The sequence below is a fragment of the Microbacterium sp. genome (assembly GCF_041909575.1).
Classification (GTDB): domain Bacteria; phylum Actinomycetota; class Actinomycetes; order Actinomycetales; family Microbacteriaceae; genus Microbacterium.
Genome location: NZ_JAYRDE010000016.1, coordinates 20,342 through 39,196 on the forward strand (window position 1 = coordinate 20,342; position 18,855 = coordinate 39,196).

The 18,855-nt window shown below is 70.8% G+C and carries 21 protein-coding genes; 14 read left to right on the forward strand and 7 right to left on the reverse strand.

Annotated features, from left to right (window positions below):
* Positions 1-34 precede the first annotated feature (34 nt).
* Positions 35-982: a heme A synthase gene (locus ACE3O1_RS04190; protein WP_374312729.1), complete on the reverse strand. Its 948-nt coding sequence runs from the start codon at positions 980-982 to the stop codon at positions 35-37.
* 265 nt (positions 983-1,247) lie between these two features.
* Here ACE3O1_RS04190 and sufB point away from each other — a divergent pair, with 265 nt between their 5' ends.
* From sufB to ACE3O1_RS04250, 12 genes are all read left to right on the forward strand, one after another.
* The gene (gene sufB, locus ACE3O1_RS04195) at positions 1,248-2,666 is read left to right on the forward strand and encodes a Fe-S cluster assembly protein SufB (protein WP_374312731.1); all 1,419 of its coding nucleotides are present in this window, start codon (positions 1,248-1,250) and stop codon (positions 2,664-2,666) included.
* Complete coding sequence (sufD, locus tag ACE3O1_RS04200) at positions 2,666-3,856, forward strand: Fe-S cluster assembly protein SufD (RefSeq protein WP_374312733.1); 1,191 nt, start codon at positions 2,666-2,668, stop codon at positions 3,854-3,856. Before sufB ends, sufD begins: the two co-directional genes overlap by 1 nt.
* Positions 3,853-4,182: a non-heme iron oxygenase ferredoxin subunit gene (locus ACE3O1_RS04205; RefSeq protein ID WP_374312735.1), complete on the forward strand. Its 330-nt coding sequence runs from the start codon at positions 3,853-3,855 to the stop codon at positions 4,180-4,182. Before sufD ends, ACE3O1_RS04205 begins: the two co-directional genes overlap by 4 nt.
* A gap of 16 nt (positions 4,183-4,198) precedes the next feature.
* A complete protein-coding gene (gene sufC, locus ACE3O1_RS04210; protein WP_374312737.1) occupies positions 4,199-4,993 on the forward strand; it encodes a Fe-S cluster assembly ATPase SufC in 795 nt (264 codons plus the stop codon).
* 9 nt (positions 4,994-5,002) lie between these two features.
* Positions 5,003-5,332 (forward strand): metal-sulfur cluster assembly factor, encoded by a 330-nt coding sequence (locus ACE3O1_RS04215; protein WP_056120385.1) that lies wholly within the window; start codon positions 5,003-5,005, stop codon positions 5,330-5,332.
* 190 nt (positions 5,333-5,522) lie between these two features.
* A complete protein-coding gene (locus tag ACE3O1_RS04220; RefSeq protein ID WP_374312773.1) occupies positions 5,523-6,674 on the forward strand; it encodes a MalY/PatB family protein in 1,152 nt (383 codons plus the stop codon).
* Positions 6,671-8,044 carry an MFS transporter gene (locus ACE3O1_RS04225; protein ID WP_374312740.1) on the forward strand — a complete coding sequence of 458 codons (1,374 nt, stop codon included), beginning with the start codon at positions 6,671-6,673 and terminating at the stop codon, positions 8,042-8,044. Before ACE3O1_RS04220 ends, ACE3O1_RS04225 begins: the two co-directional genes overlap by 4 nt.
* Positions 8,045-8,102: 58 nt before the next feature.
* Positions 8,103-9,047, forward strand: a complete 945-nt coding sequence (locus ACE3O1_RS04230) for a siderophore-interacting protein (protein WP_374312742.1) — start codon at positions 8,103-8,105, stop codon at positions 9,045-9,047.
* Positions 9,044-10,054, forward strand: coding sequence for a FecCD family ABC transporter permease (locus tag ACE3O1_RS04235; protein ID WP_374312744.1), 1,011 nt, complete (start codon positions 9,044-9,046; stop codon positions 10,052-10,054). The genes ACE3O1_RS04230 and ACE3O1_RS04235 overlap by 4 nt, the downstream gene beginning before the upstream one ends.
* Entirely contained in the window at positions 10,051-11,070 is a 1,020-nt protein-coding gene (locus ACE3O1_RS04240; RefSeq protein ID WP_374312746.1) for a FecCD family ABC transporter permease, read from the forward strand. Before ACE3O1_RS04235 ends, ACE3O1_RS04240 begins: the two co-directional genes overlap by 4 nt.
* Positions 11,067-11,888, forward strand: coding sequence for an ABC transporter ATP-binding protein (locus ACE3O1_RS04245; RefSeq protein WP_374312748.1), 822 nt, complete (start codon positions 11,067-11,069; stop codon positions 11,886-11,888). The genes ACE3O1_RS04240 and ACE3O1_RS04245 overlap by 4 nt, the downstream gene beginning before the upstream one ends.
* A gap of 19 nt (positions 11,889-11,907) precedes the next feature.
* Positions 11,908-12,939, forward strand: coding sequence for an ABC transporter substrate-binding protein (locus tag ACE3O1_RS04250; protein WP_374312750.1), 1,032 nt, complete (start codon positions 11,908-11,910; stop codon positions 12,937-12,939).
* A 78-nt stretch (positions 12,940-13,017) separates the two neighbouring features.
* On the opposite strand, the gene ACE3O1_RS04255 is transcribed toward ACE3O1_RS04250, so the two are convergent.
* Positions 13,018-13,653: a biotin transporter BioY gene (locus tag ACE3O1_RS04255; protein ID WP_374312753.1), complete on the reverse strand. Its 636-nt coding sequence runs from the start codon at positions 13,651-13,653 to the stop codon at positions 13,018-13,020.
* Between the two features lie 181 nt (positions 13,654-13,834).
* Between ACE3O1_RS04255 and ACE3O1_RS04260 the strand changes: the two genes are divergently transcribed.
* Positions 13,835-15,433, forward strand: coding sequence for an ABC-F family ATP-binding cassette domain-containing protein (locus tag ACE3O1_RS04260; RefSeq protein ID WP_374312756.1), 1,599 nt, complete (start codon positions 13,835-13,837; stop codon positions 15,431-15,433).
* 101 nt (positions 15,434-15,534) lie between these two features.
* Here ACE3O1_RS04260 and ACE3O1_RS04265 read toward each other — a convergent pair whose 3' ends face one another.
* The 4 genes from ACE3O1_RS04265 to ACE3O1_RS04280 all read right to left on the reverse strand — a co-directional run bounded on the left by ACE3O1_RS04265 (position 15,535) and on the right by ACE3O1_RS04280 (position 17,580).
* The gene (locus ACE3O1_RS04265; RefSeq protein WP_374312775.1) at positions 15,535-16,392 is read right to left on the reverse strand and encodes an SURF1 family protein; all 858 of its coding nucleotides are present in this window, start codon (positions 16,390-16,392) and stop codon (positions 15,535-15,537) included.
* Between the two features lie 17 nt (positions 16,393-16,409).
* Complete coding sequence (locus ACE3O1_RS04270) at positions 16,410-16,637, reverse strand: hypothetical protein (protein ID WP_374312758.1); 228 nt, start codon at positions 16,635-16,637, stop codon at positions 16,410-16,412.
* Positions 16,634-17,020 (reverse strand): DUF3099 domain-containing protein, encoded by a 387-nt coding sequence (locus tag ACE3O1_RS04275; protein WP_374312760.1) that lies wholly within the window; start codon positions 17,018-17,020, stop codon positions 16,634-16,636. Before ACE3O1_RS04275 ends, ACE3O1_RS04270 begins: the two co-directional genes overlap by 4 nt.
* A gap of 77 nt (positions 17,021-17,097) precedes the next feature.
* Positions 17,098-17,580, reverse strand: a complete 483-nt coding sequence (locus tag ACE3O1_RS04280; protein ID WP_374312762.1) for a DUF4190 domain-containing protein — start codon at positions 17,578-17,580, stop codon at positions 17,098-17,100.
* A gap of 114 nt (positions 17,581-17,694) precedes the next feature.
* On the opposite strand from ACE3O1_RS04280, the gene fabG reads away from it, so the two are divergent.
* A complete protein-coding gene (gene fabG / locus ACE3O1_RS04285; RefSeq protein WP_374312764.1) occupies positions 17,695-18,405 on the forward strand; it encodes a 3-oxoacyl-ACP reductase FabG in 711 nt (236 codons plus the stop codon).
* A gap of 33 nt (positions 18,406-18,438) precedes the next feature.
* Here fabG and ACE3O1_RS04290 read toward each other — a convergent pair.
* A partial coding sequence (locus tag ACE3O1_RS04290; RefSeq protein WP_374312766.1) for an alpha/beta fold hydrolase occupies positions 18,439-18,855 on the reverse strand: 417 nt, incomplete at its 5' end.

Here is an 18,855-nt window from a genome sequence, read left to right on the forward strand (position 1 = left end):
CCCGGACAGGTCCTCGGTAGAACCGATGAAACGGCTATGAATCGCCGGCGGGCTTCCTGAGATGCAGCACGACGACCGTCATGGTCGCGGCGGCGAGGGCGGCGAGCACCATGTGCGCGCCGACGGCGAGTTCGGGGAGTCCGTTGCGGGCCTGGTAGAGCCCGACGGCGATCTGGACGAGCTCGACCCCCAGGAGCACGACCGTCCAGCGCAGCAGCAGCGGAGCGGCGGTGCGCGACCGCCACGCGGCGATCACGAGCGCGATCGTGAGACCCAGCAGCGCGTAGCCGGGCCAAGCGTGCACGTGCTCGAGGATCTCGGCGTTGAAGCCGTTGCGGGCGACGGCGGCATCGCCGGAGTGGGGACCGGCACCGGTCGTGAGCACGCCGAACGCGATGGTGAGCGCCAGCGCGAGCGAGGTGACATGGGTGAGCACGGCCTGCCAGCGCGGCACGGCGAGCTTCCGGGGGCCGCCGGGCTGCGACATCCGCACCAGGAACGCCGCCGTGACGCAGACGAGCGCCAGCGAGGCGACGTAGTGGAAGCCGACGATGAACGGGTTGAGCCCGGTGAGCACGGTGATGCCGCCGACGATCGCCTGCGCGGCCACACCGCCGAGCACGACCACGGCGAGGATGTAGAGGTCGCGGCGCTCGTGACGGAGCTTCAGGACCAGGACCACGACGATCGCGGCGATGATCCCCACGAGGCCGGTCATGGTGCGGTTGCCGAACTCGATGAGACCGTGGATGCCCATCTCGGGCGTCGGGACCAGGGATTCGGCGGTGCACGTCGGCCACGTCGGGCAGCCGAGGCCGGAGCCTGTCAGGCGCACGGCCCCGCCGGTGCCGATGATCGTCACCTCGGCGAGGAACGACAGCCAGGCGAAGACGCGGATGCGACCGTCGACCCGGTCGGGCAGCCAGTTCCACAATCGCCGCCACACGCCCGGACGGGCGATCGTCGTCTGCTCGGCGGACATGCTGCTCTGGCCTCCTGGGAACGGTCCGGGCGCGGTGGGGGCAGGACACGGAGCGTCCGGAGCCGGGCCGGTACCTGTAGAATCGAGGGGTCGGTCGCGCGCACACAACCGTGAGGTTCGGGCGCAGCGACTACTGACAGTCTAGGCGCGATGGTCAGCGCCGAATGAGAGGGCCCACGAGCGGCATCCCCCCTCCGGTAACTCCACCGGAGGAGCCGGAATGCCGGGGCGGATGAACCGCCAGAGCCCGGAGGAGAACGTGACGATGTCTGATGTGCTGATCGACCGCCCTGAGCTGGATGGCCTGGGTGTCTACGAGTTCGGGTGGCACGACACCGACGCCGCCGGCGCTGTGGCGCAGCGTGGCATCAACGAGAGCGTCGTGCGCGGCATCTCGGCCCTCAAGAGCGAGCCGGAATGGATGCTCAAGACCCGGCTGAAGGGCTACCAGCTCTTCGGGCGCAAGCCCATGCCGACCTGGGGCGCGGACCTCAGCGAGATCGACTTCGACAACATCAAGTACTTCGTGCGCTCGACCGAGAAGCAGGCCGGCTCGTGGGAGGAGCTCCCCGAGGAGATCCGCAACACGTACGAGCGCCTCGGCATCCCCGAGGCCGAGCGCCAGCGCCTCGTCGCGGGCGTCGCTGCGCAGTACGAGTCCGAGGTCGTCTACCACCAGATCAACGAGCAGCTCGAGGCTCAGGGTGTCATCTTCATGGACACCGACACCGCGCTGCGCGAGCACCCCGAGTTCTTCGAGGAGTACTTCGGCACCGTGATCCCCGCCGGCGACAACAAGTTCGCCGCGCTCAACACCGCGGTGTGGTCGGGCGGATCGTTCGTCTACGTGCCCCCGGGCGTTCACGTCGAGATCCCGCTGCAGGCCTACTTCCGCATCAACACCGAGAACATGGGCCAGTTCGAGCGGACGCTCATCATCGCCGACGAGGGCTCGTACGTGCACTACATCGAGGGCTGCACCGCTCCGATCTACAAGAGCGACTCGCTGCACTCGGCGGTCGTCGAGATCATCGTCAAGAAGAACGCCCGCGTGCGCTACACGACGATCCAGAACTGGTCGAACAACGTCTACAACCTGGTGACCAAGCGCGCCGTGGCCCACGAGGGCGCCACCATGGAGTGGATCGACGGCAACATCGGCTCCAAGGTCACGATGAAGTATCCGTCGATCTTCCTCATGGGCGAGCACGCCAAGGGCGAGACCCTGTCGGTCGCGTTCGCCGGTCCCGGACAGCACCAGGACGCCGGCGCGAAGATGATCCACATGGCCCCCTACACGCAGTCCTCGATCGTCTCGAAGTCGATCGCCCGCGGGGGAGGCCGCGCGGGCTACCGCGGTGAGGTCCGCGTCGACGCGAACGCGCACCACTCCGCGAACACGGTCCGCTGCGACGCGCTGCTGATCGACACGATCTCGCGCTCCGACACCTATCCCGCGATCGACATCCGCGTGGACGACGTGCAGCTGGGCCACGAGGCGACCGTCTCGAAGGTCAGCGAGGAGCAGCTCTTCTACCTGCAGTCGCGTGGCATGCCCGAGGACGAGGCCATGGCCATGATCGTGCGCGGCTTCATCGAGCCGATCGCCCGCGAGCTGCCCATGGAGTATGCACTCGAACTGAACAAGCTCATCGAGATGGGCATGGAAGGATCCGTCGGCTAGTGAGTTCCGTGACCCAGGCCCCTGTCACCGTCCCCGGCGCACAGGGCCACACCGATGGTGCCGGCGCGTTCGTCCCGGTGCAGACGCGCTCCGAGCGATTCCACTCCTTCGACCCGGACGCCTTCGAGGCGCCGACCGGCCGCGAGGTGAACTGGAAGCACACCCCGATCGACCGTCTCCAGCCGCTGTTCGCCGACGAGACTGGACGCCACGGCGTCATCGAGGTCGACATCACCGCACCCGAGAGCCTCGTGCAGGAGCGCCTCGCCCACGATGCCGCGCCGCGCGGCGAGGTCTTCCGACCAGAGGACCTGCCCTCGGCGATCGCATGGAAGCAGGAGACCGAGGCGCCGCTGCTGCGCATCCCGGCCGGCGCCGAGTACTCGGAGCCGATCATGGTGAACCTGCGCGGCACCGGCGGGCTCGCCCACGCGCACGTCGTGATCGAGGCCGAGCCGAACTCGCACGCCACCGTCGTCTTCCGCCACACCGGCTCGGCGCACCACGCGCAGAACCTCGAGATCATCGTCCGCGACGGCGCACACCTCACGGTGGTGTCGGTGCAGGAGTGGGACGACGACGCCGTGCACGCGGCATCCCACCAGGCCCGTGTCGAGCGCGACGCGACCCTGCGTCACATCGTGGTCAGCTTCGGCGGCGGCGTCGTGCGCGTGAACCCGAGCGTCGAGCTCGCCGGCACCGGCTCGCGCGGCGAGCTCTACGGCCTGAGCTACTCCGACGCCGGTCAGCACCTCGAGAGCCAGGTCTACCTGCACCACAAGGGCGCCGAGACCGTCGGCGACGTGCTCTACAAGGGAGCCCTGCAGGGATCCGCCGCCCGCAGCGTGTGGATCGGCGACGTGCTCATCGGGCCTGACGCGGTCGGCACCGACTCGTACGAGGCCAACCGCAACCTGGTGCTCACCGACGGCGCGCGCGCCGAGTCGATCCCGAACCTCGAGATCCAGACCGGCGACATCCGCGGAGCCGGCCACGCGAGCGCGACCGGCCGCTTCGACGACGAGCAGCTCTTCTACCTCCAGGCCCGCGGCATCTCGGAGGACGAGGCCCGCCGCCTCGTGGTGCTCGGCTTCCTCGCCGAGATCATCCAGAAGATCGGCATCGCCGAGATCGAGTCCGAGCTGTACTCGGCCGTCGAGGAGGAGCTCGCACGGGTGGTCGCCCGATGACCGCTCAGCGCGCCTGCGCCCTCAGCGACCTCGTCCAGGACGAGGCCCACCGCGTCGAGCTCGACGGCGTCGCGATCGCCGTGGTGCTCGACTCCAGCGGCGAGGTGCACGCCATCGGCGACACCTGCACCCATGGTGACATCTCGCTCGCCGACGGCTTCGTCGACGGCGACACGCTCGAGTGCTGGGCCCACGGCTCGGCGTTCTCGCTGCGCACCGGCAAGCCACTCAACCTCCCCGCGTACGAGCCGGTCCCGGTCTTCGCGGTCACCATCGACGGCGATGACGTGCTCATCGACCCCGCCGTCAAGCTCGAAGCGAACTGAAGAAGGTACTGAAACGATGTCTGTCCTCGAGATCCGCGACCTGCACGTGACGGTCGAGACGGATGCCGGCACCACGCCGATCCTCAACGGCGTGACGCTGACCATCCGCACCGGCGAGACCCACGCCATCATGGGCCCCAACGGCTCCGGCAAGTCGACGCTGGCCTACACGATCGCCGGTCACCCGAAGTACACCGTCACGAGCGGCTCCATCGCGCTCGACGGCGAAGACGTCCTGGCGATGTCGGTGGACGAGCGTGCGCGCGCCGGCCTGTTCCTCGCGATGCAGTATCCGGTCGAGATCCCCGGCGTGACGGTGACGAACTTCCTCCGCACCGCCAAGACCGCCATCGACGGCGAGGCGCCTTCCATCCGCACGTGGACCAAGGACGTCAAGGCGTCGATGAAGAACCTGCGCATGGACCCGAAGTTCGCGCAGCGCAACGTCAACGAGGGATTCTCGGGCGGCGAGAAGAAGCGCCACGAGATCCTGCAGCTCGAGCTGCTCAAGCCGCAGATCGCCATCCTCGACGAGACCGACTCGGGCCTCGACGTCGACGCGCTCAAGGTCGTGTCGGAGGGCGTGAACCGTGCGAAGGAGCACACCGACCTCGGCGTGCTGCTCATCACGCACTACACGCGCATCCTCCGCTACATCCGTCCCGACTACGTGCACGTGATGGTCGGCGGCCGCATCGCGGAGGAGGGCGGTCCCGAACTGGCCGACCGCCTCGAGGACGAGGGCTACGACCGCTACCTGCCGGCGGGCGAAGAAGAGCCCGCCGAGGCCTCGGTCGCCGGCGAAGCATAGAATCGTTACATGACCGCAACGCTCACACCCGAGAAGTACGACGAGGTCACCGAGGCTCTCAAGGACGTCATGGACCCCGAGCTGGGGATCAACGTCGTCGACCTCGGCCTCATCTACGACCTCGGATGGGATGACGAGAACGACGCGCTGGTCATCCACATGACGCTCACGTCGGCGGGCTGCCCGCTCACCGACGTGCTCGAGGAGCAGACCGCACAGGCGCTGGACGACGTCGTCGACCGGTTCCGCATCAACTGGGTGTGGATGCCGCCGTGGGGTCCGGAGCGGATCACCGACGACGGCCGCGACATGATGCGGGCTCTCGGCTTCGCGATTTGACGCGAGACGGGTCAATGCCGCGCAGCGGCGTTGAGGCGGCTCGGGTCAAGGTTGAGTAGCCGCCGGAGGCGGCGTATCGAAACCCGATGCCCGCGAGACGGGACGCGAGACCTTCGCGGATCCGCTGCAACACAAGGTCACGCCCGGGCGAGGCATCCCTCTCGCTCGTTACTCTCGACGGGTGCGCGTGATCACCCCCCTCGAGGCCCTTCCTCTCGACCTGCTGCGGCAGCGGTCGAGCACGAAGTGGCGCAAGTACGGGGATGACGTGCTGCCGCTGTTCGTCGCCGAGACGGACTACCCGCAGGCGCCGGAGATCCAGGAGGCGCTGACGCGCGCGGTCGCGATCGGCGACACCGGCTACACGCCGCCGGAGCCGGGCGTCGCGCTGGCCTACGCCGGATTCGCCGATCGGCGATTCGCGTGGACCGTCGACCCCGGGCGCATCCGCACGACGTGCGACGTGATGATGGCCGTCGTCGAACTGCTGCGGCGCGTGACCGAGCCCGGAGACCGCGTCGTCGTCACGCCGCCGGTGTATCCGCCGTTCTTCGAGGTGGTGCCCGAGGCGGGTGCCGTCGTCGAGCGCGTCCCGCTCGTCGACACCGGCGCCCGGTGGGAGCTCGACCTGCCCGGCATCGAGGCGGCCCTCGCCGGGGGAGCGCGCGCGGTGCTGCTGTGCAACCCGCACAATCCGACCGGCACCGCCCACACGCGCGAATCGCTCGCTGCTCTCGCCGAGATCGCCGCCCGCCACGGGGCGGCCGTCATCAGCGACGAGATCCACGCACCGCTGATCCATCGAGGCGCCCTGTTCACGCCGTTCCTGGATGCCTCGCCCACGGCCGCCCGCGTGGGCTACGCGGTCGTGAGCGCCAGCAAGGCGTTCAATCTCGCCGGACTCAAGTGCGCGCTGATCGTGACGGCCGACGACGCGCCCACGCGGGTCGTGCGCTCCCTGCCGGACGAGGTCGAGTGGCGCACGGGGCTGTTCGGCGCCATTGCCGCGGTCGCGGCGTTCTCGCCCGACAGCGACGCGTGGCTCGACGCGCAGCTCGCGGCGCTGGATGTGAACCGCGCGCTCCTGGCCGACCTGCTCGCCGAGCACGTCCCCGGAGCGCGCTACCGCATCCCGGATGCGGGCTTCCTCGCGTGGGTGGACCTCTCCGAGCTCGGCTGGGGCGACAATCCCGCCGAGAAGATCCGGCAGGAGGCGAAGGTCGCCTTCCATCTCGGGCCGTACTTCGGCGAAGAGGGCAGCGGCCACGTCCGCATCAACTTCGGGTGCTCGCCCGACGTCCTGACCGAGGCCGTGCGCAGGGTGGGTAGCCTGGTCGGATGAGCTCCGCACCCGTCGATTCCGAGGCGGGTGTGTGGCAGTCGAGATACGTCTGGGTCACCGTCGGCGCGGTCGCGCTGATCTTCCTGGCCGCGATGCAGTCGCTGGCCGTCACCACGGTGATGCCGGTCGTCAGCGCCGACCTCGACGGCGACGCGCTCTTCGCGGTGGCCTTCGCCGGCACGCTGGCCACGAGCGTCATCGGCATGGTCGCCGTGGGTGCGTGGTGCGATCGCGGAGGAGTCCTCGCGCCGCTGACGACCTCGGTCGTGCTCTTCGTCATCGGCCTGGTGGTCGCTGGGCTGGCGCCGAGCATGGAGTGGCTGGTCGTCGGACGCCTCGTGCAGGGCCTCGGCACCGGCGGTCAGACGGTGGCGCTCTACGTCGTCGTGGCGCGGGTCTACCCGCCGCACCTGCACGGACGGGTCTTCGCCGCGTTCTCCGCGGCCTGGGTCGTGCCGTCGCTGATCGGCCCGTTCCTCGCCGGCGCGGTCACGGAGTTCCTGCACTGGCGCTGGGTCTTCCTGGGTGTCGCGGTGCTCACGGTCATCGCGTTCGCCATGGTCGTGCTGCGACTGCACGGCCTGCCGCTCCACACCGACGACCCCGCCACCGGCCGCGTCGCGCCGCGGCTGGCCTGTGCGGTGGCCGTGGCCGTGGGCGCGCTCGCACTGAGCCTGGCGGGAGAGCTCGGTGGCTACGCGTGGGGGGTGGTCGCGGCATCCGTCGTCGTCATCGCCGTGGCGTCCCGACCGCTCCTGCCGCGTGGCACCCTGCGCGCGGCGCGGGGGCTGCCGAGCGTGGTGCTCATGCGGGGCCTCATCGCGGGCGCACTCTTCGGCGCCGAGATCTACGTTCCCTACCTCCTCATCGATCATTACGGGTTCTCGCCGACGTGGGCGGGTCTCGGACTCACCTCCGCCGCGATCGCCTGGGCTGCGGCCGCCGACGTGCAGGGGCGATTCGGCGATCGCATCGGCAACGCGCGCATCACGCTGATCGGGTCCACACTGCTGATCGCCGCGACCGCGGTAGCGGGGCTGACGGCGATGCTCGGACTCCACCCCGTGGTGCTCATCGCGGGCTGGGCGCTGGCGGGAGCCGGCATGGGGCTGATGTACCCGCGCCTCACGGTGCTGACGCTCGCCTACTCCACCCCGCAGAATCAGGGGTTCAACTCGTCGGCTCTGTCGATCTCGGATTCCGTGGGGGCCGCCACCACGATCGCCGCGATGGGGCTGGTCTTCACGGCGCTGACGGGGACGGATGCCGCGTTCCCCGCGGTGTTCGCCATCGCCGCCGGGCTGGCCGCGCTGGCGCTGGTGCCCGGATCGCGACTGGGACACGCGCACGAGACGCCGGAGCGGGCTTGATGACGTCGGGATGACGGATGGATTTGAGCGGTTGGAGAGGTAAGGCTAGCCTTACCGTGTGAGTTCATCGACCGCTGTCGCCACCCGCCCCGCGTATCGGCCGTACGCCGCGACCGTCGCGGGCGTCCGCCGCCTGTCGCCCCACTTCGTGCGGGTGACCTTCACAGGCGAGGACTTCGACGTGTTCGGCACGGCTGGCCTGGACCAGCGGATCAAGCTCATCCTCCCGCTCGCCGACGGAACGCTCAGCGACATCGGCCAGCACGATCCGGCCGTCATCGACGCCGGCGACTGGTACACGATCTGGCGCGACCTCCCCACAGCCACGCGCGGCCCGCTCCGCACCTACACGGTGCGCCGCATCGACCCCGCCGCCCGCCGGCTCGACGTAGACTTCGTGGTCCACCACGACGCGGGGCCCGCCGGCGCCTGGGCCGAGAAGGCCGCAGCCGGCCAGCAGATCGTCATCGTGGGACCGGATCAGCGCAGCGACGGCTACCGCCTCGGACTGGACTGGCACCCCGGCACGGCGCGCCGCGTGCTCCTCGCGGGCGACGAGACCGCAGCACCCGCGATCAGCGCGATCCTCGAGTCGCTCGACGGGACCCACGAGGTCGATGCCTTCATCGAGGTGCCCACCGCCGCCGACCGCCTGACGCTCGACCTCCCCGACAGGTTCCGTGTGACATGGATCGCCCGTGAGACCCGTGAGCACGGCTCTGCGCTCGGTGAGGCCGTGTCCGCCTGGAGTGCCGCATCGGGCGACATCCTGGCCCGCGCGGCCGCGGCGCGCACGCAGGAGCTCGTCGACGTGGACGTCGACGTCGACATGCTGTGGGACAGCCCCGAGGACTCCGACGGCGAGTTCTACGCGTGGATCGCGGGCGAGGCGGCGATGGTGAAGGGTCTGCGCCGTCACCTGGTCCAGGGGCAGGGCGTCGACCGCAAGCGCGTCGCGTTCATGGGCTACTGGCGGCTCGGGCAGTCCGAGCGACAGGAATGACCACCGCTCGCGATCGGCGCGGGCGCCTGCTGCTCCTCCTGGCCGTCGCGCTGCTGGCGGCCGTGGTCGTGATGAGCCTCATGGTCGGTGCGCGCGCCGTCGCGCCGTGGGTGGTCGTCGAAGCGTTCCTGCGTCCTGACCCGGACTCGGCCGACCACGTCGTGATCCTCACGCAGCGTGTGCCGCGCACGGTCATCGGCATCCTCGCCGGTGCCGCTCTCGCCCTGGCGGGAACGCTCATGCAGGGCCTCACGCGCAATCCGCTCGCCGACCCCGGACTGCTCGGCATCAACGCCGGCGCGTCGGTGGCCGTGCTGGGCGCGATCACGATCTGGGGCATCACCGCTCCGTCGGGGTTCGTGTGGTTCGCGTTCGCCGGCGCGGCGATCGCGGCGGTGGTCGTGGCACTGATCGGCACACGCGGCCCGGACGGGTCGAGCCCGGCCAAGCTCGCCCTCACGGGGGCTGCCGTCACGGCCGGGCTCACGGCCGTCACCACGCTGATCCTGACGACCTCGATCACGGCGTTCGACGTGTTCCGGTACTGGCAGGTGGGCGGCCTCACGGTGCGGGGCCTCGACACCGTCGCGGTGGTCGCGATCCCGATCCTGGTCGGCGCCGTCATCGCCTTCACCTCGGCCCGTGGCCTCGACCTGATGGCGCTCGGCGACGACACCGCGACGGGTCTCGGCCACAGCGTGGCGCGCACCCGCACTCTCGGCATCGTGGCCACCGTCCTGCTGTGCGGCGGCGCGACCTCGATCGCGGGCCCGATCGTGTTCGTCGGCCTGCTGGTGCCGCACGCGCTGCGTGCTCTCGTCGGCGGCGACTACCGCTGGCTGCTCGCGATCGGCGCACCCGCCGGGGCGATCGTGCTGGTGACCGCCGACGTCATCGGACGGGTGATCGCCCCTCCGGGGGAGGTGCAGGCGGGACTCGTCGTCGCCTTCGTCGGGGCTCCCGTGCTCATCTCGCTGGTGCTCAGGCCGGGGAGGGTGGCACTGTGACCTCCGCCGTACTCGAGATCCGCACCCGGGTGCGCCGTCGCCGTGCGCTCGTCGTCGGCGGCGTGCTGCTGGCGGTGGTGATCCTGGCCGCCGTGACCCTGTCGGTGGGCGACTACCCCCTCGCCCCCGCCGATGTGTGGCGCACACTTTGGGGAGGCGGCGACCGCGCTCAGTCGTACGTCGTGTTCCAGGTGCGCCTGCCGCGCCTCACGATGGCCCTGATCGTCGGCGCCGCCCTGGGGGCGGCCGGGGCGCTGCTGCAGTCGCTGCTGCGCAACCCGCTCGCCGGCCCCGACCTGCTGGGCATCAGCGGAGGGGCGGGCGCCGCCGCGGTGTTCGCGATGCTGATCCTCGGGCTGGGCGGGCCGCTCCTCGCGGTCGCCGCGTTCGCCGCCGGCATCGTCGTGGCCGCGTTCCTGCTGCTCGCCGGCCGTCACCGGGCCGACGGCGGCTACCGGCTCATCCTCGCCGGCGTCGGCGTCGCGTTCCTGTCGATCGCGATCACCAACTACCTCATGGTCCGCGCGCAGGTCGAGCTCGCCCAGGCGGCGCTCGTGTGGCTCACCGGAAGTCTCGCCTCGACGCCGTGGTGGAACGTCGCGACCGTCGCCGTCGTGGTGCTGCTCGCCGTCCCGGCCGTCGTCGCGTGCGCCCGATGGCTGCCGCTGACCCAGATGGGCGCGCCGACGGCGGCCTCGCTCGGGGTGCGGACCTCGACCGTCCGGCTGGTGACCGTTTTCACGGCCGTGCTCCTGACCTCGGTCACGTGCGCGTTCGTGGGCCCGATCGCCTTCATCGCGCTCTGCGCTCCGGCCATCGCCCGGCCGCTCCTCGGCCACGGTGCGATCGGCGTCGGCACGAGCGCGGCGATCGGCGCCGGGCTGCTGACCGCCGCGGACCTCGTCGCGCAGTTCGCGATCCCCGGCTACGCGATGCCGGTCGGCGTCGTGACCGGCGCGATCGGCGCGGTCTTCCTGCTGTGGCTGCTGGCCACGTCGAAAGGACGGAACCTGTGACTCCCGCATCCGCCCCCCGCCTGAGCACCCGCGGGCTCACCGCCGGCTACCCGGGGCGCACCGTCATCGAAGGACTCGATCTCGAGTTCGCGCCCGGGCGCATGACGATGATCATCGGCGCCAACGCGTGCGGCAAGTCGACGCTGCTGAGCGTGCTCGCGCGCGTCAACGAGCCGCTCGCCGGCACCGTGGAGCTCGACGGAGCCGATGTCTCGGCGATCTCGCGCCGTCGCTTCGCCCAGAGCGTGGGGCTGCTCCCGCAGCATCCGACGGCTCCCGACGGCCTGACCGTCGCCGAACTCGTCTCGCGCGGCCGGCACCCGCATCGCGGCGTCTTCCAGCGGTGGAGTGCCGACGACTCCGCGCGCGTCGACGACGCCATGACCAAGACCGGCGTCTCGGCGCTGGCAGACCGGCCGGTCGGCGACCTGTCCGGCGGGCAGCGCCAGCGCGTGTGGATCGCCATGGCACTCGCGCAGGAGCCCCGCGTTCTGCTGCTCGACGAGCCGACGACGTTCCTCGACCTCAGCCACCAGATCGAGGTCCTCGACCTGCTGCGCACCCTCAACCGCACCGACGGCACGACCATCGTCGTCGTCCTCCACGAGCTCAACCTCGCCGCCCGCTACGCCGACGACCTCGTCGTGATGAGCGGCGGCCGCGTCGTGGCCCACGGCGCGCCCGCCGATGTCCTCACCCGCGAGGTCGTGTCGGAGGCCTTCGACCTCGACGCCCTCGTGATCCCCGACCCGCTCACCTCCACCCCCCTCGTCATCCCCGTTCCCGGCGGCGCCCATGCCGCGGCGGACGAGGCCTGACCCCATCGAAAGGAAACCCATGAACCTTCAGCCCTCGCGCCTCGGAGCGCTGGCGGCCCTGACCGTCGCCGGCGGCCTCGTGCTGTCCGGATGCGCCGGCACGGCCTCGCCCGAGGAGAGCGCCGCACCCGCCGGCGCGTCGGACGCATTCCCGGTCACGTTCGAGCACATGTACGGCGAGACCGTGATCGAGGAAGCACCCGAGCGCGTCGCGACCTGGGGCTGGGGCGCGACCGACGCGGTGCTCGCGCTGGGCGTCGTCCCGGTCGCGATCCCGTCGTCCGAGTACGGCGGCGGCGACAACCGCATCACGCCGTGGGTCGAGGAGGCTCTCGCCGACCTGGAGGCCGAGGAGCCCGTGCTGCTGGACAACTCGGCCTTCGAGCTCTCGGTCGAGGAGCTCCTCGCCACCGACCCCGACGTGCTCGTGGCCTCCTACTCCGGCCTCACGCAGGAGGAGTACGACGCGGTGACGGCCGCGGGGATCCCGGTCGTCGCACCCGAAGAGGCGCTGTGGGCCACCCCGTGGCGCGATGTCGTCACCGACACCGGCCGGGCACTCGGCCTGGAGACCGAGGCGGAGGACCTGCTCGCCGATCTCGACCAGCAGATCGCCGACGCCGCCGCGGAGCACCCCGAGTTCGAGGGCACCACGATCGCCTATGCGGACGACGACGTGGACACCTTCTACCTCTACCTGCCCGCCGACCCGCGCGTGGAGATCCTCGAGGACCTGGGCTTCGTGAGCGCTCCGGCGGTCACCGAGCTCGACAGCGGCGAGTCCACGTTCTACACCACCGTGAGCAGCGAGAATCTCGACCAGGTCGTGGCGGACGTGCTGTTCACGCAGGCTGAGGCGCAGGCGGACCTCGACGACTTCCTCGCGTCCGAGCGCGGCCGGCTGATCCCCGCCGTCGCGTCGGGCGCGGTCGCACCCATCGTCGGCGAGGAGAACGTCGCCGCCGTCTCGCCCACCGCCCTCACGCTGCCGTGGCTCCTTCCCGAGATCGTCGAGCAGCTCGCCGCCGCCACGGCGGTCGCGCAGGGCTGACCCGTCCCGCATGCGCGAAAGCCCCGGCCGCGAGGCCGGGGCTTTCGTCGGTCCGGATGCCTCAGCCGAGGCATCCGCTCACTTCTGCGCGGCGTCCGCCTTGCGCACGAGCGCCCACGCCCCCGGAATGATGAGCGCGGCCAGCGCCGCCTTGATGAGCCCTCCGACGATGAACGGGAACAAGCCCGCCTCGAGCAGCTGCCACAGCGTCAGCTCGGCACCGCCGACGACGTCGAGGATGAACCACAGGTAGGGGATCCCGAACACGAACGGCAGCGCGCTCGCCGCGGCGAACCCCACGAACGCGAGGGCGGGACGACGGTCCCAATGCCGCTCGGCGAACCATCCGGCGACGAACGCCGCCGCGATGAAGCCGATCACATATCCGAAGCTCGGCTTGGCGACTGCGGCGATGGTGCCGGTGAAGTCGGCGAAGACGGGCAGGCCGGCGAGCCCCACGAGCATGTAGGTCGTGAGCGCCGCGGCGCCGCGGACTGCGCCGAGAGCGGCGCCGACCACCAGGACGGCGAGCGTCTGCCCGGTGATCGGGACCGGCCACAGCGGGATGGAGACCTGGGCCAGGATCGCCACGAAGGCGGCCCCGGCGATGACGAGGCCCGCGTCGAGGGCGAAGGCGCGCGCACGTGAGGACGGGCGGGAGATCACGTCGGCGAGGACCCGGCGGGACGAGGGGGAAGCGGCGATGGATGACATGCCACTCAGCCTAGGGAGGGTCCGCGCGCCATTCTTAGACGGAGTTCACTAATCATCGAACGAACGTCTGTGCACGATCTCCATCCGCGGCGGGCGCTCCGAGGTGCCGGCGTCGCGATCTATACTGGGAGGCTGGCCGTTCGGCCGCTCTCCCATCCACCGACGGAACGGACGTTTCGCTGTGCTCGCCGTGCACGACCTCGAGATCCGCGTGGGCGCCCGCGTGCTCATGTCAGACGTGTCGTTCCGCGTGTCCGCGGGCGACAAGATCGGTCTCGTCGGCCGCAACGGCGCCGGCAAGACGACCCTCACCAAGGTGCTGGCGGGCGACGTCCTGCCGTCGGACGGCAAGGTGGAGCGGTCGGGTGAACTCGGCTATCTGCCGCAGGATCCGCGCTCGGGCGATCCGGAGATGCTGGCCCGCACGCGCATCCTCGACGCGCGCGGCCTCGGCACGCTGGCGCTGGGCATGCACGAGGCGTCGCTCGCGATGGGCGACGAGAACCCGGATGCCGCGTCCCGGGCCATGCGCAAGTACGCCAACCTCACCGAGCGCTTCGAGGCACTGGGCGGCTACGCGGCTGAGGCGGAGGCCGCCTCGATCGCGCACAACCTCTCGCTTCCCGACCGCATCCTCGACCAGCCGCTGCGGACGCTCTCGGGTGGTCAGCGCCGCCGGATCGAGCTGGCCCGCATCCTCTTCTCGGATGCGCAGACCATGATCCTCGACGAGCCGACCAACCACCTCGACGCCGACAGCGTCGTGTGGCTGCGCGAGTTCCTCAAGGGATACAAGGGCGGGCTGATCGTCATCAGCCACGACGTGGAGCTCGTCGGCGAGACGGTCAACCGGGTGTTCTACCTCGACGGCAATCGTCAGGTCATCGACGTCTACAACATGAACTGGAAGAACTACCTCCGCCAGCGCGTGGCCGACGAGGAGCGCCGCAAGAAGGAGCGGGCCAACGTCGAGAAGAAGGCGACCGTCCTGCAGCAGCAGGCGGCGCGATTCGGCGCGAAGGCGTCGAAGGCGGCCGCCGCGCACCAGATGGTGGCGCGCGCCGAGAAGATGCTGGCGGGGCTCGACGACGTGCGTCAGGAGGAGCGGGTCGCAAAGCTGCGCTTCCCCAAGCCTGCGGCCTGCGGAAAGACGCCGATCACGGCATCGGGCCTCTCCAAGTCCTACGGCTCGCTCGAGATCTTCACCGACGTCGATCTCGCCATCGACCGCGGATCCAAGGTCGTGGTGCTCGGTCTCAACGGCGCGGGAAAGACGACCCTGCTGCGCATCCTGGCGGGCGTCGACGCGCCCGACACCGGAGAGGTCGAGCCCGGCCACGGTCTGAAGATCGGGTATTACGCGCAGGAGCACGAGAACCTCGATGTCTCCCGTTCGGTGCTCGAGAACATGATGTCGGCGGCGCCGGACATCAACGCCACGGAGGCGCGGAAAGTGCTCGGATCGTTCCTGTTCACGGGCGACGACGTGCTCAAGCCCGCGGGCGTGCTCTCGGGCGGTGAGAAGACGCGGCTGTCGCTGGCGACGCTGGTGGTCTCGAGCGCCAACGTGCTGCTGCTCGACGAGCCGACCAACAACCTCGATCCGGCCTCGCGCGACGAGATCCTCGGCGCCCTGGCGCACTACGAGGGCGCCGTGATCCTGGTCTCGCACGATGAGGGCGCCGTCGAGGCGCTCAACCCGGAGCGCGTGCTGATCCTGCCCGACGGCGTCGAGGACATCTGGGGCCGCGACTACGCGGACTTGATCACGCTCGCGTGATCAAGGAGTCCGGTGGTTGAGCAGCCGCGGCTTCAGCCGCGGCGTATCGAAACCGATCACGCTCGCGTGATCAAGGAGTCCGGTGGTTAGCAGCCGCGACTTCAGCGGCCGGCGGCGTCGAGCAGAGCGTCCTCGTCCTCGGCGTCGCGATCGCGGGGGCCGGATGCCGCGCGCGGTGCGGGACCGGAGGCTTCGAGCGAGGCATCCTCGGCATCCTCGAGGCGGTGGCGGCGCTCCGTGCGGATGACGTACCCGATGAAGACGAAGCCCATGATCGCGAACAGGATCCACTGGATCGCGTACGAGAGGTGCGGTCCGGGGTCTTCGGACGGGTCCTCGAGCGACTGCGGCGCGGTGGCCGGGGCCGGATCCTCGGACACGAGCACGCCGTAGGCGCTGAGCTCGAGGGCGTCGGCCGTCTCGGGCGAGACGGACTCGGCGATGAACGGCAGGTTGATCGTCGGCACCTGCCCCTCCGGCGCGGACCGGCCGGACGCCGGCAGCGGCTCGCCGGGCTTGAGCCGTGCCACGACGGTCACCTCGCCGGCGGGCGGAGCCGGGACGGCGTCGGGGTCGGGCTGGTCCTCACCGGGCGGCACCCAGCCGCGGTCGATGATCAGCACGCGGCCGTCCTCCAGCCGGAACGGCACCAGCACCTCGAAGGCGGCCGTGCCGCCATGCGGCCGGTTGCGCACGAGGAGCTCGTCCGCCGTGACGTAGCTGCCGACGAGCTCGACCGGCTGCCACTGGTCCTCGGGCGCGAGGGCGCCGCCTGCCGGGATGACGTCGTCCAGTGCGACGGGCGCGGCGTCGTAGTTCGCCTCCACGAGCGCCAGCTGCGCGGAGCGCTCCTCGTTGCGCGAGAACTGCCAGTTCGCCAGGAACGCGCACGCGATGGCGAACACGACCGCCAGGGCGATGTAGATCGCCCAGCGACCCGCCTTGGGCAGGTTCTGCATGCTGACTTCGCGGCGGCTCACCGCGCGGCCTCGGGCTCGGCCGTCGACAGCGTCGCCACCGTCACGGGGAAGCTCCGTGCGGCGAGGAACTCGCGCAGGTAGTCGCGGTGCTCGTCGCAGGCGACCCACGTCTTCGTGCGATCGGCCGCGTGGATCTTCGGGTTGCGCCAGTCGATGCGCCACCGCGCGGCGGCGCGGCATCCCGCGCGTGAGCAGGTGGCGGGCGCCGCCTCGTCGGCGGTCATGCGCGCCCGTCCGGGTCGCGATCGCCGGTGTCCGGCCGGTCCTCGACGGCGTGCGTCTCCTGGATGCGGATCACGTTCTCCTCGGCGGGGCGCGGAGCCGGTGCCGTGGGGGCGGCCGGCAGCGACGGCTCCGGGTCCTCCCGCCGGTTGCGACGGCCCTCTTCGCCGACGTTGGCGAGGACCACGGCGATGTACGGCAGGAAGATGGCCGCGGCTCCCAGCACCCAGGTGTACCAGCCGTACGGCGTGATGAGGACCATGAGGATGAAGCACGCCACGCGCACGCCCATCAGGGCGAGATAGCGGGTCGAGCGCGCGTCGGCATCGTCACGTGGCGCTCGGGGCAGCGACGTGGCGGACTGGGCCCGGCTCGAACTCTTCACTGTCCTTCCAGCCTACGCCGCGCAGCCCGTCCGGTCGCCGGGTCGGGCGAGCGGACGGGCGGCGGATGACGTCGAAGTCAGGAGTAGGAGGCGCCCGAGCTCGCGGCGACCGCGAAGATGCCGATGAGCACGATTGCGAAGAGGATCACGAGGCCCAATCCCACCCAGCCGACGATCGTTCCGGCCAGCGCGAGCCCCCGGCCCTGCTCGCCGCTCGTCTTGAGCCTGCTGAGTGCCATATGGCCCGTGATCACGCCGACGAGGGATCCGACGAAGGGGAGGATGAAGACGATGCCCACGAGCGACGCGATGAGCGACACGATCGCGAGGACGTTCGTCTTCGCCGGTGCGCCGTAGCCGTAGCCCGGCGCGCCGTACTGCGGGGCGGCTCCGTACTGGGGCGCGGCACCGTACTGCGGGGCGGAGCCGTACGCCGGGGGAGCGCCGTACGCCGGGGGAGCCGGCGGCGCGCTCTGCGCGGGCGGCGGGTAGGCGCCGGATGCGGGCGGCGGGTACGCGCCGGGCTGGGACGCGGGTGCGTCGGGGGTGTTGTCGCTCACGGGAGGACCCTCTCGTCGGATGTCGCTCCCAGCGTCCCAGCGGAGGTCGCGGGGTGTCAAACGCCGCGCCGGTAGGCTGGTGCGAATCCGTCACACACCCCCGGGAGCACCACCATGTCCACCGATCGCGTCGTCCTCGTCACCGGCGGAAACCGCGGCATCGGCCGTGCCATCGCCGAGCGCTTCGTCGCCCAGGGCTACAAGGTGGCCGTGACCGCGCGGTCCGGGGAGGGCCCGGAGGGCACACTCACGGTGCGGGCGGACGTGACGGATGCCGCCGCCGTCGATGCCGCGTTCACCGAGGTCGAGAAGACGCTCGGCCCGGTCGAGATCGTCGTGGCCAACGCCGGCGTCACGAAGGACACGCTGCTCCTGCGCATGACCGAGGAGGACTTCGACAGCGTCGTCGCCACGAACCTGGGCGGCGCGTTCCGCGTCGTCAAGCGCGCGTCGAAGGGCATGCTCCGCGCGAAGTGGGGGCGCGTCATCCTCATCTCGAGCGTCGTCGGCCTCTACGGCTCGGCGGGCCAGATCAACTATGCCGCTTCCAAGAGCGCGCTCGTCGGGTTCGCCCGGTCGCTCACGCGGGAGCTCGGCGGTCGAGGGATCACCGCGAACGTCGTGGCGCCCGGCTTCATCGAGACCGACATGACGGCGGCGCTGGCCGACGACACGCAGGCCGAGTACAAGAAGAACATCCCGGCCGGCCGATTCGCGACCGCCGACGAGGTGGCCGGCGTGGTGGCCTGGATGGCTTCGGACGACGCCGCCTACATCTCGGGCGCCGTGATCCCGGTCGACGGCGGCCTCGGCATGGGGCACTGACCCCGCCCGACGCGCATCACGCCACGGCGCCGCTCAGGCGTTCGCGGCCGGCACCTCGCGGTCGACCGCTGCGACGATCGCCTTCGCAACCCCGTCGGGCTGCGAGAACTGCGGCCAGTGGCCCGAGCCCAGGCGGATCACCTCGGCGGTGTCGATCGAGGCGAACTCGTCGCCGAAGGGTCCCCACTCCGTCACGGCGGCACGGAACTCCGCTTCGTCCATTCCGCCCATGAGGATCGTGACCGGGATCGCGTGACGCCGGGTGCCCTCGAGCACGAGCGGGTCGGTGGGCACCTTCGCCGGGACGCTGTGCGCCCGCGCCGCCCACTTCTCGCGAACGGCGGGGTCGAGATCGGCGACCTCGGGCTCGTCGAAGAAGTCCCACCCCGGGAAGGGCACGACACCGTCGACGAGTTCGAACTCCGAGATGCCCTGGCCGCCCGGCGGCGG

What these genes read in the sequence shown, in the direction of transcription:
- ACE3O1_RS04235 (WP_374312744.1), top strand. Translation starts at nt 9,044, where the DNA reads ATGACCACCGCTCGCGATCGGCGCGGGCGCCTGCTGCTCCTCCTGGCC.
- ACE3O1_RS04265 (WP_374312775.1), bottom strand. Translation starts at nt 16,392, where the DNA reads ATGCAGAACCTGCCCAAGGCGGGTCGCTGGGCGATCTACATCGCCCTG.
- ACE3O1_RS04255 (WP_374312753.1), bottom strand. Translation starts at nt 13,653, where the DNA reads ATGTCATCCATCGCCGCTTCCCCCTCGTCCCGCCGGGTCCTCGCCGAC.
- ACE3O1_RS04215 (WP_056120385.1), top strand. Translation starts at nt 5,003, where the DNA reads ATGACCGCAACGCTCACACCCGAGAAGTACGACGAGGTCACCGAGGCT.
- fabG (WP_374312764.1), top strand. Translation starts at nt 17,695, where the DNA reads ATGTCCACCGATCGCGTCGTCCTCGTCACCGGCGGAAACCGCGGCATC.
- ACE3O1_RS04205 (WP_374312735.1), top strand. Translation starts at nt 3,853, where the DNA reads ATGACCGCTCAGCGCGCCTGCGCCCTCAGCGACCTCGTCCAGGACGAG.
- sufC (WP_374312737.1), top strand. Translation starts at nt 4,199, where the DNA reads ATGTCTGTCCTCGAGATCCGCGACCTGCACGTGACGGTCGAGACGGAT.
- sufB (WP_374312731.1), top strand. Translation starts at nt 1,248, where the DNA reads ATGTCTGATGTGCTGATCGACCGCCCTGAGCTGGATGGCCTGGGTGTC.
- ACE3O1_RS04190 (WP_374312729.1), bottom strand. Translation starts at nt 982, where the DNA reads ATGTCCGCCGAGCAGACGACGATCGCCCGTCCGGGCGTGTGGCGGCGA.
- ACE3O1_RS04225 (WP_374312740.1), top strand. Translation starts at nt 6,671, where the DNA reads ATGAGCTCCGCACCCGTCGATTCCGAGGCGGGTGTGTGGCAGTCGAGA.
- ACE3O1_RS04270 (WP_374312758.1), bottom strand. Translation starts at nt 16,637, where the DNA reads ATGACCGCCGACGAGGCGGCGCCCGCCACCTGCTCACGCGCGGGATGC.
- ACE3O1_RS04250 (WP_374312750.1), top strand. Translation starts at nt 11,908, where the DNA reads ATGAACCTTCAGCCCTCGCGCCTCGGAGCGCTGGCGGCCCTGACCGTC.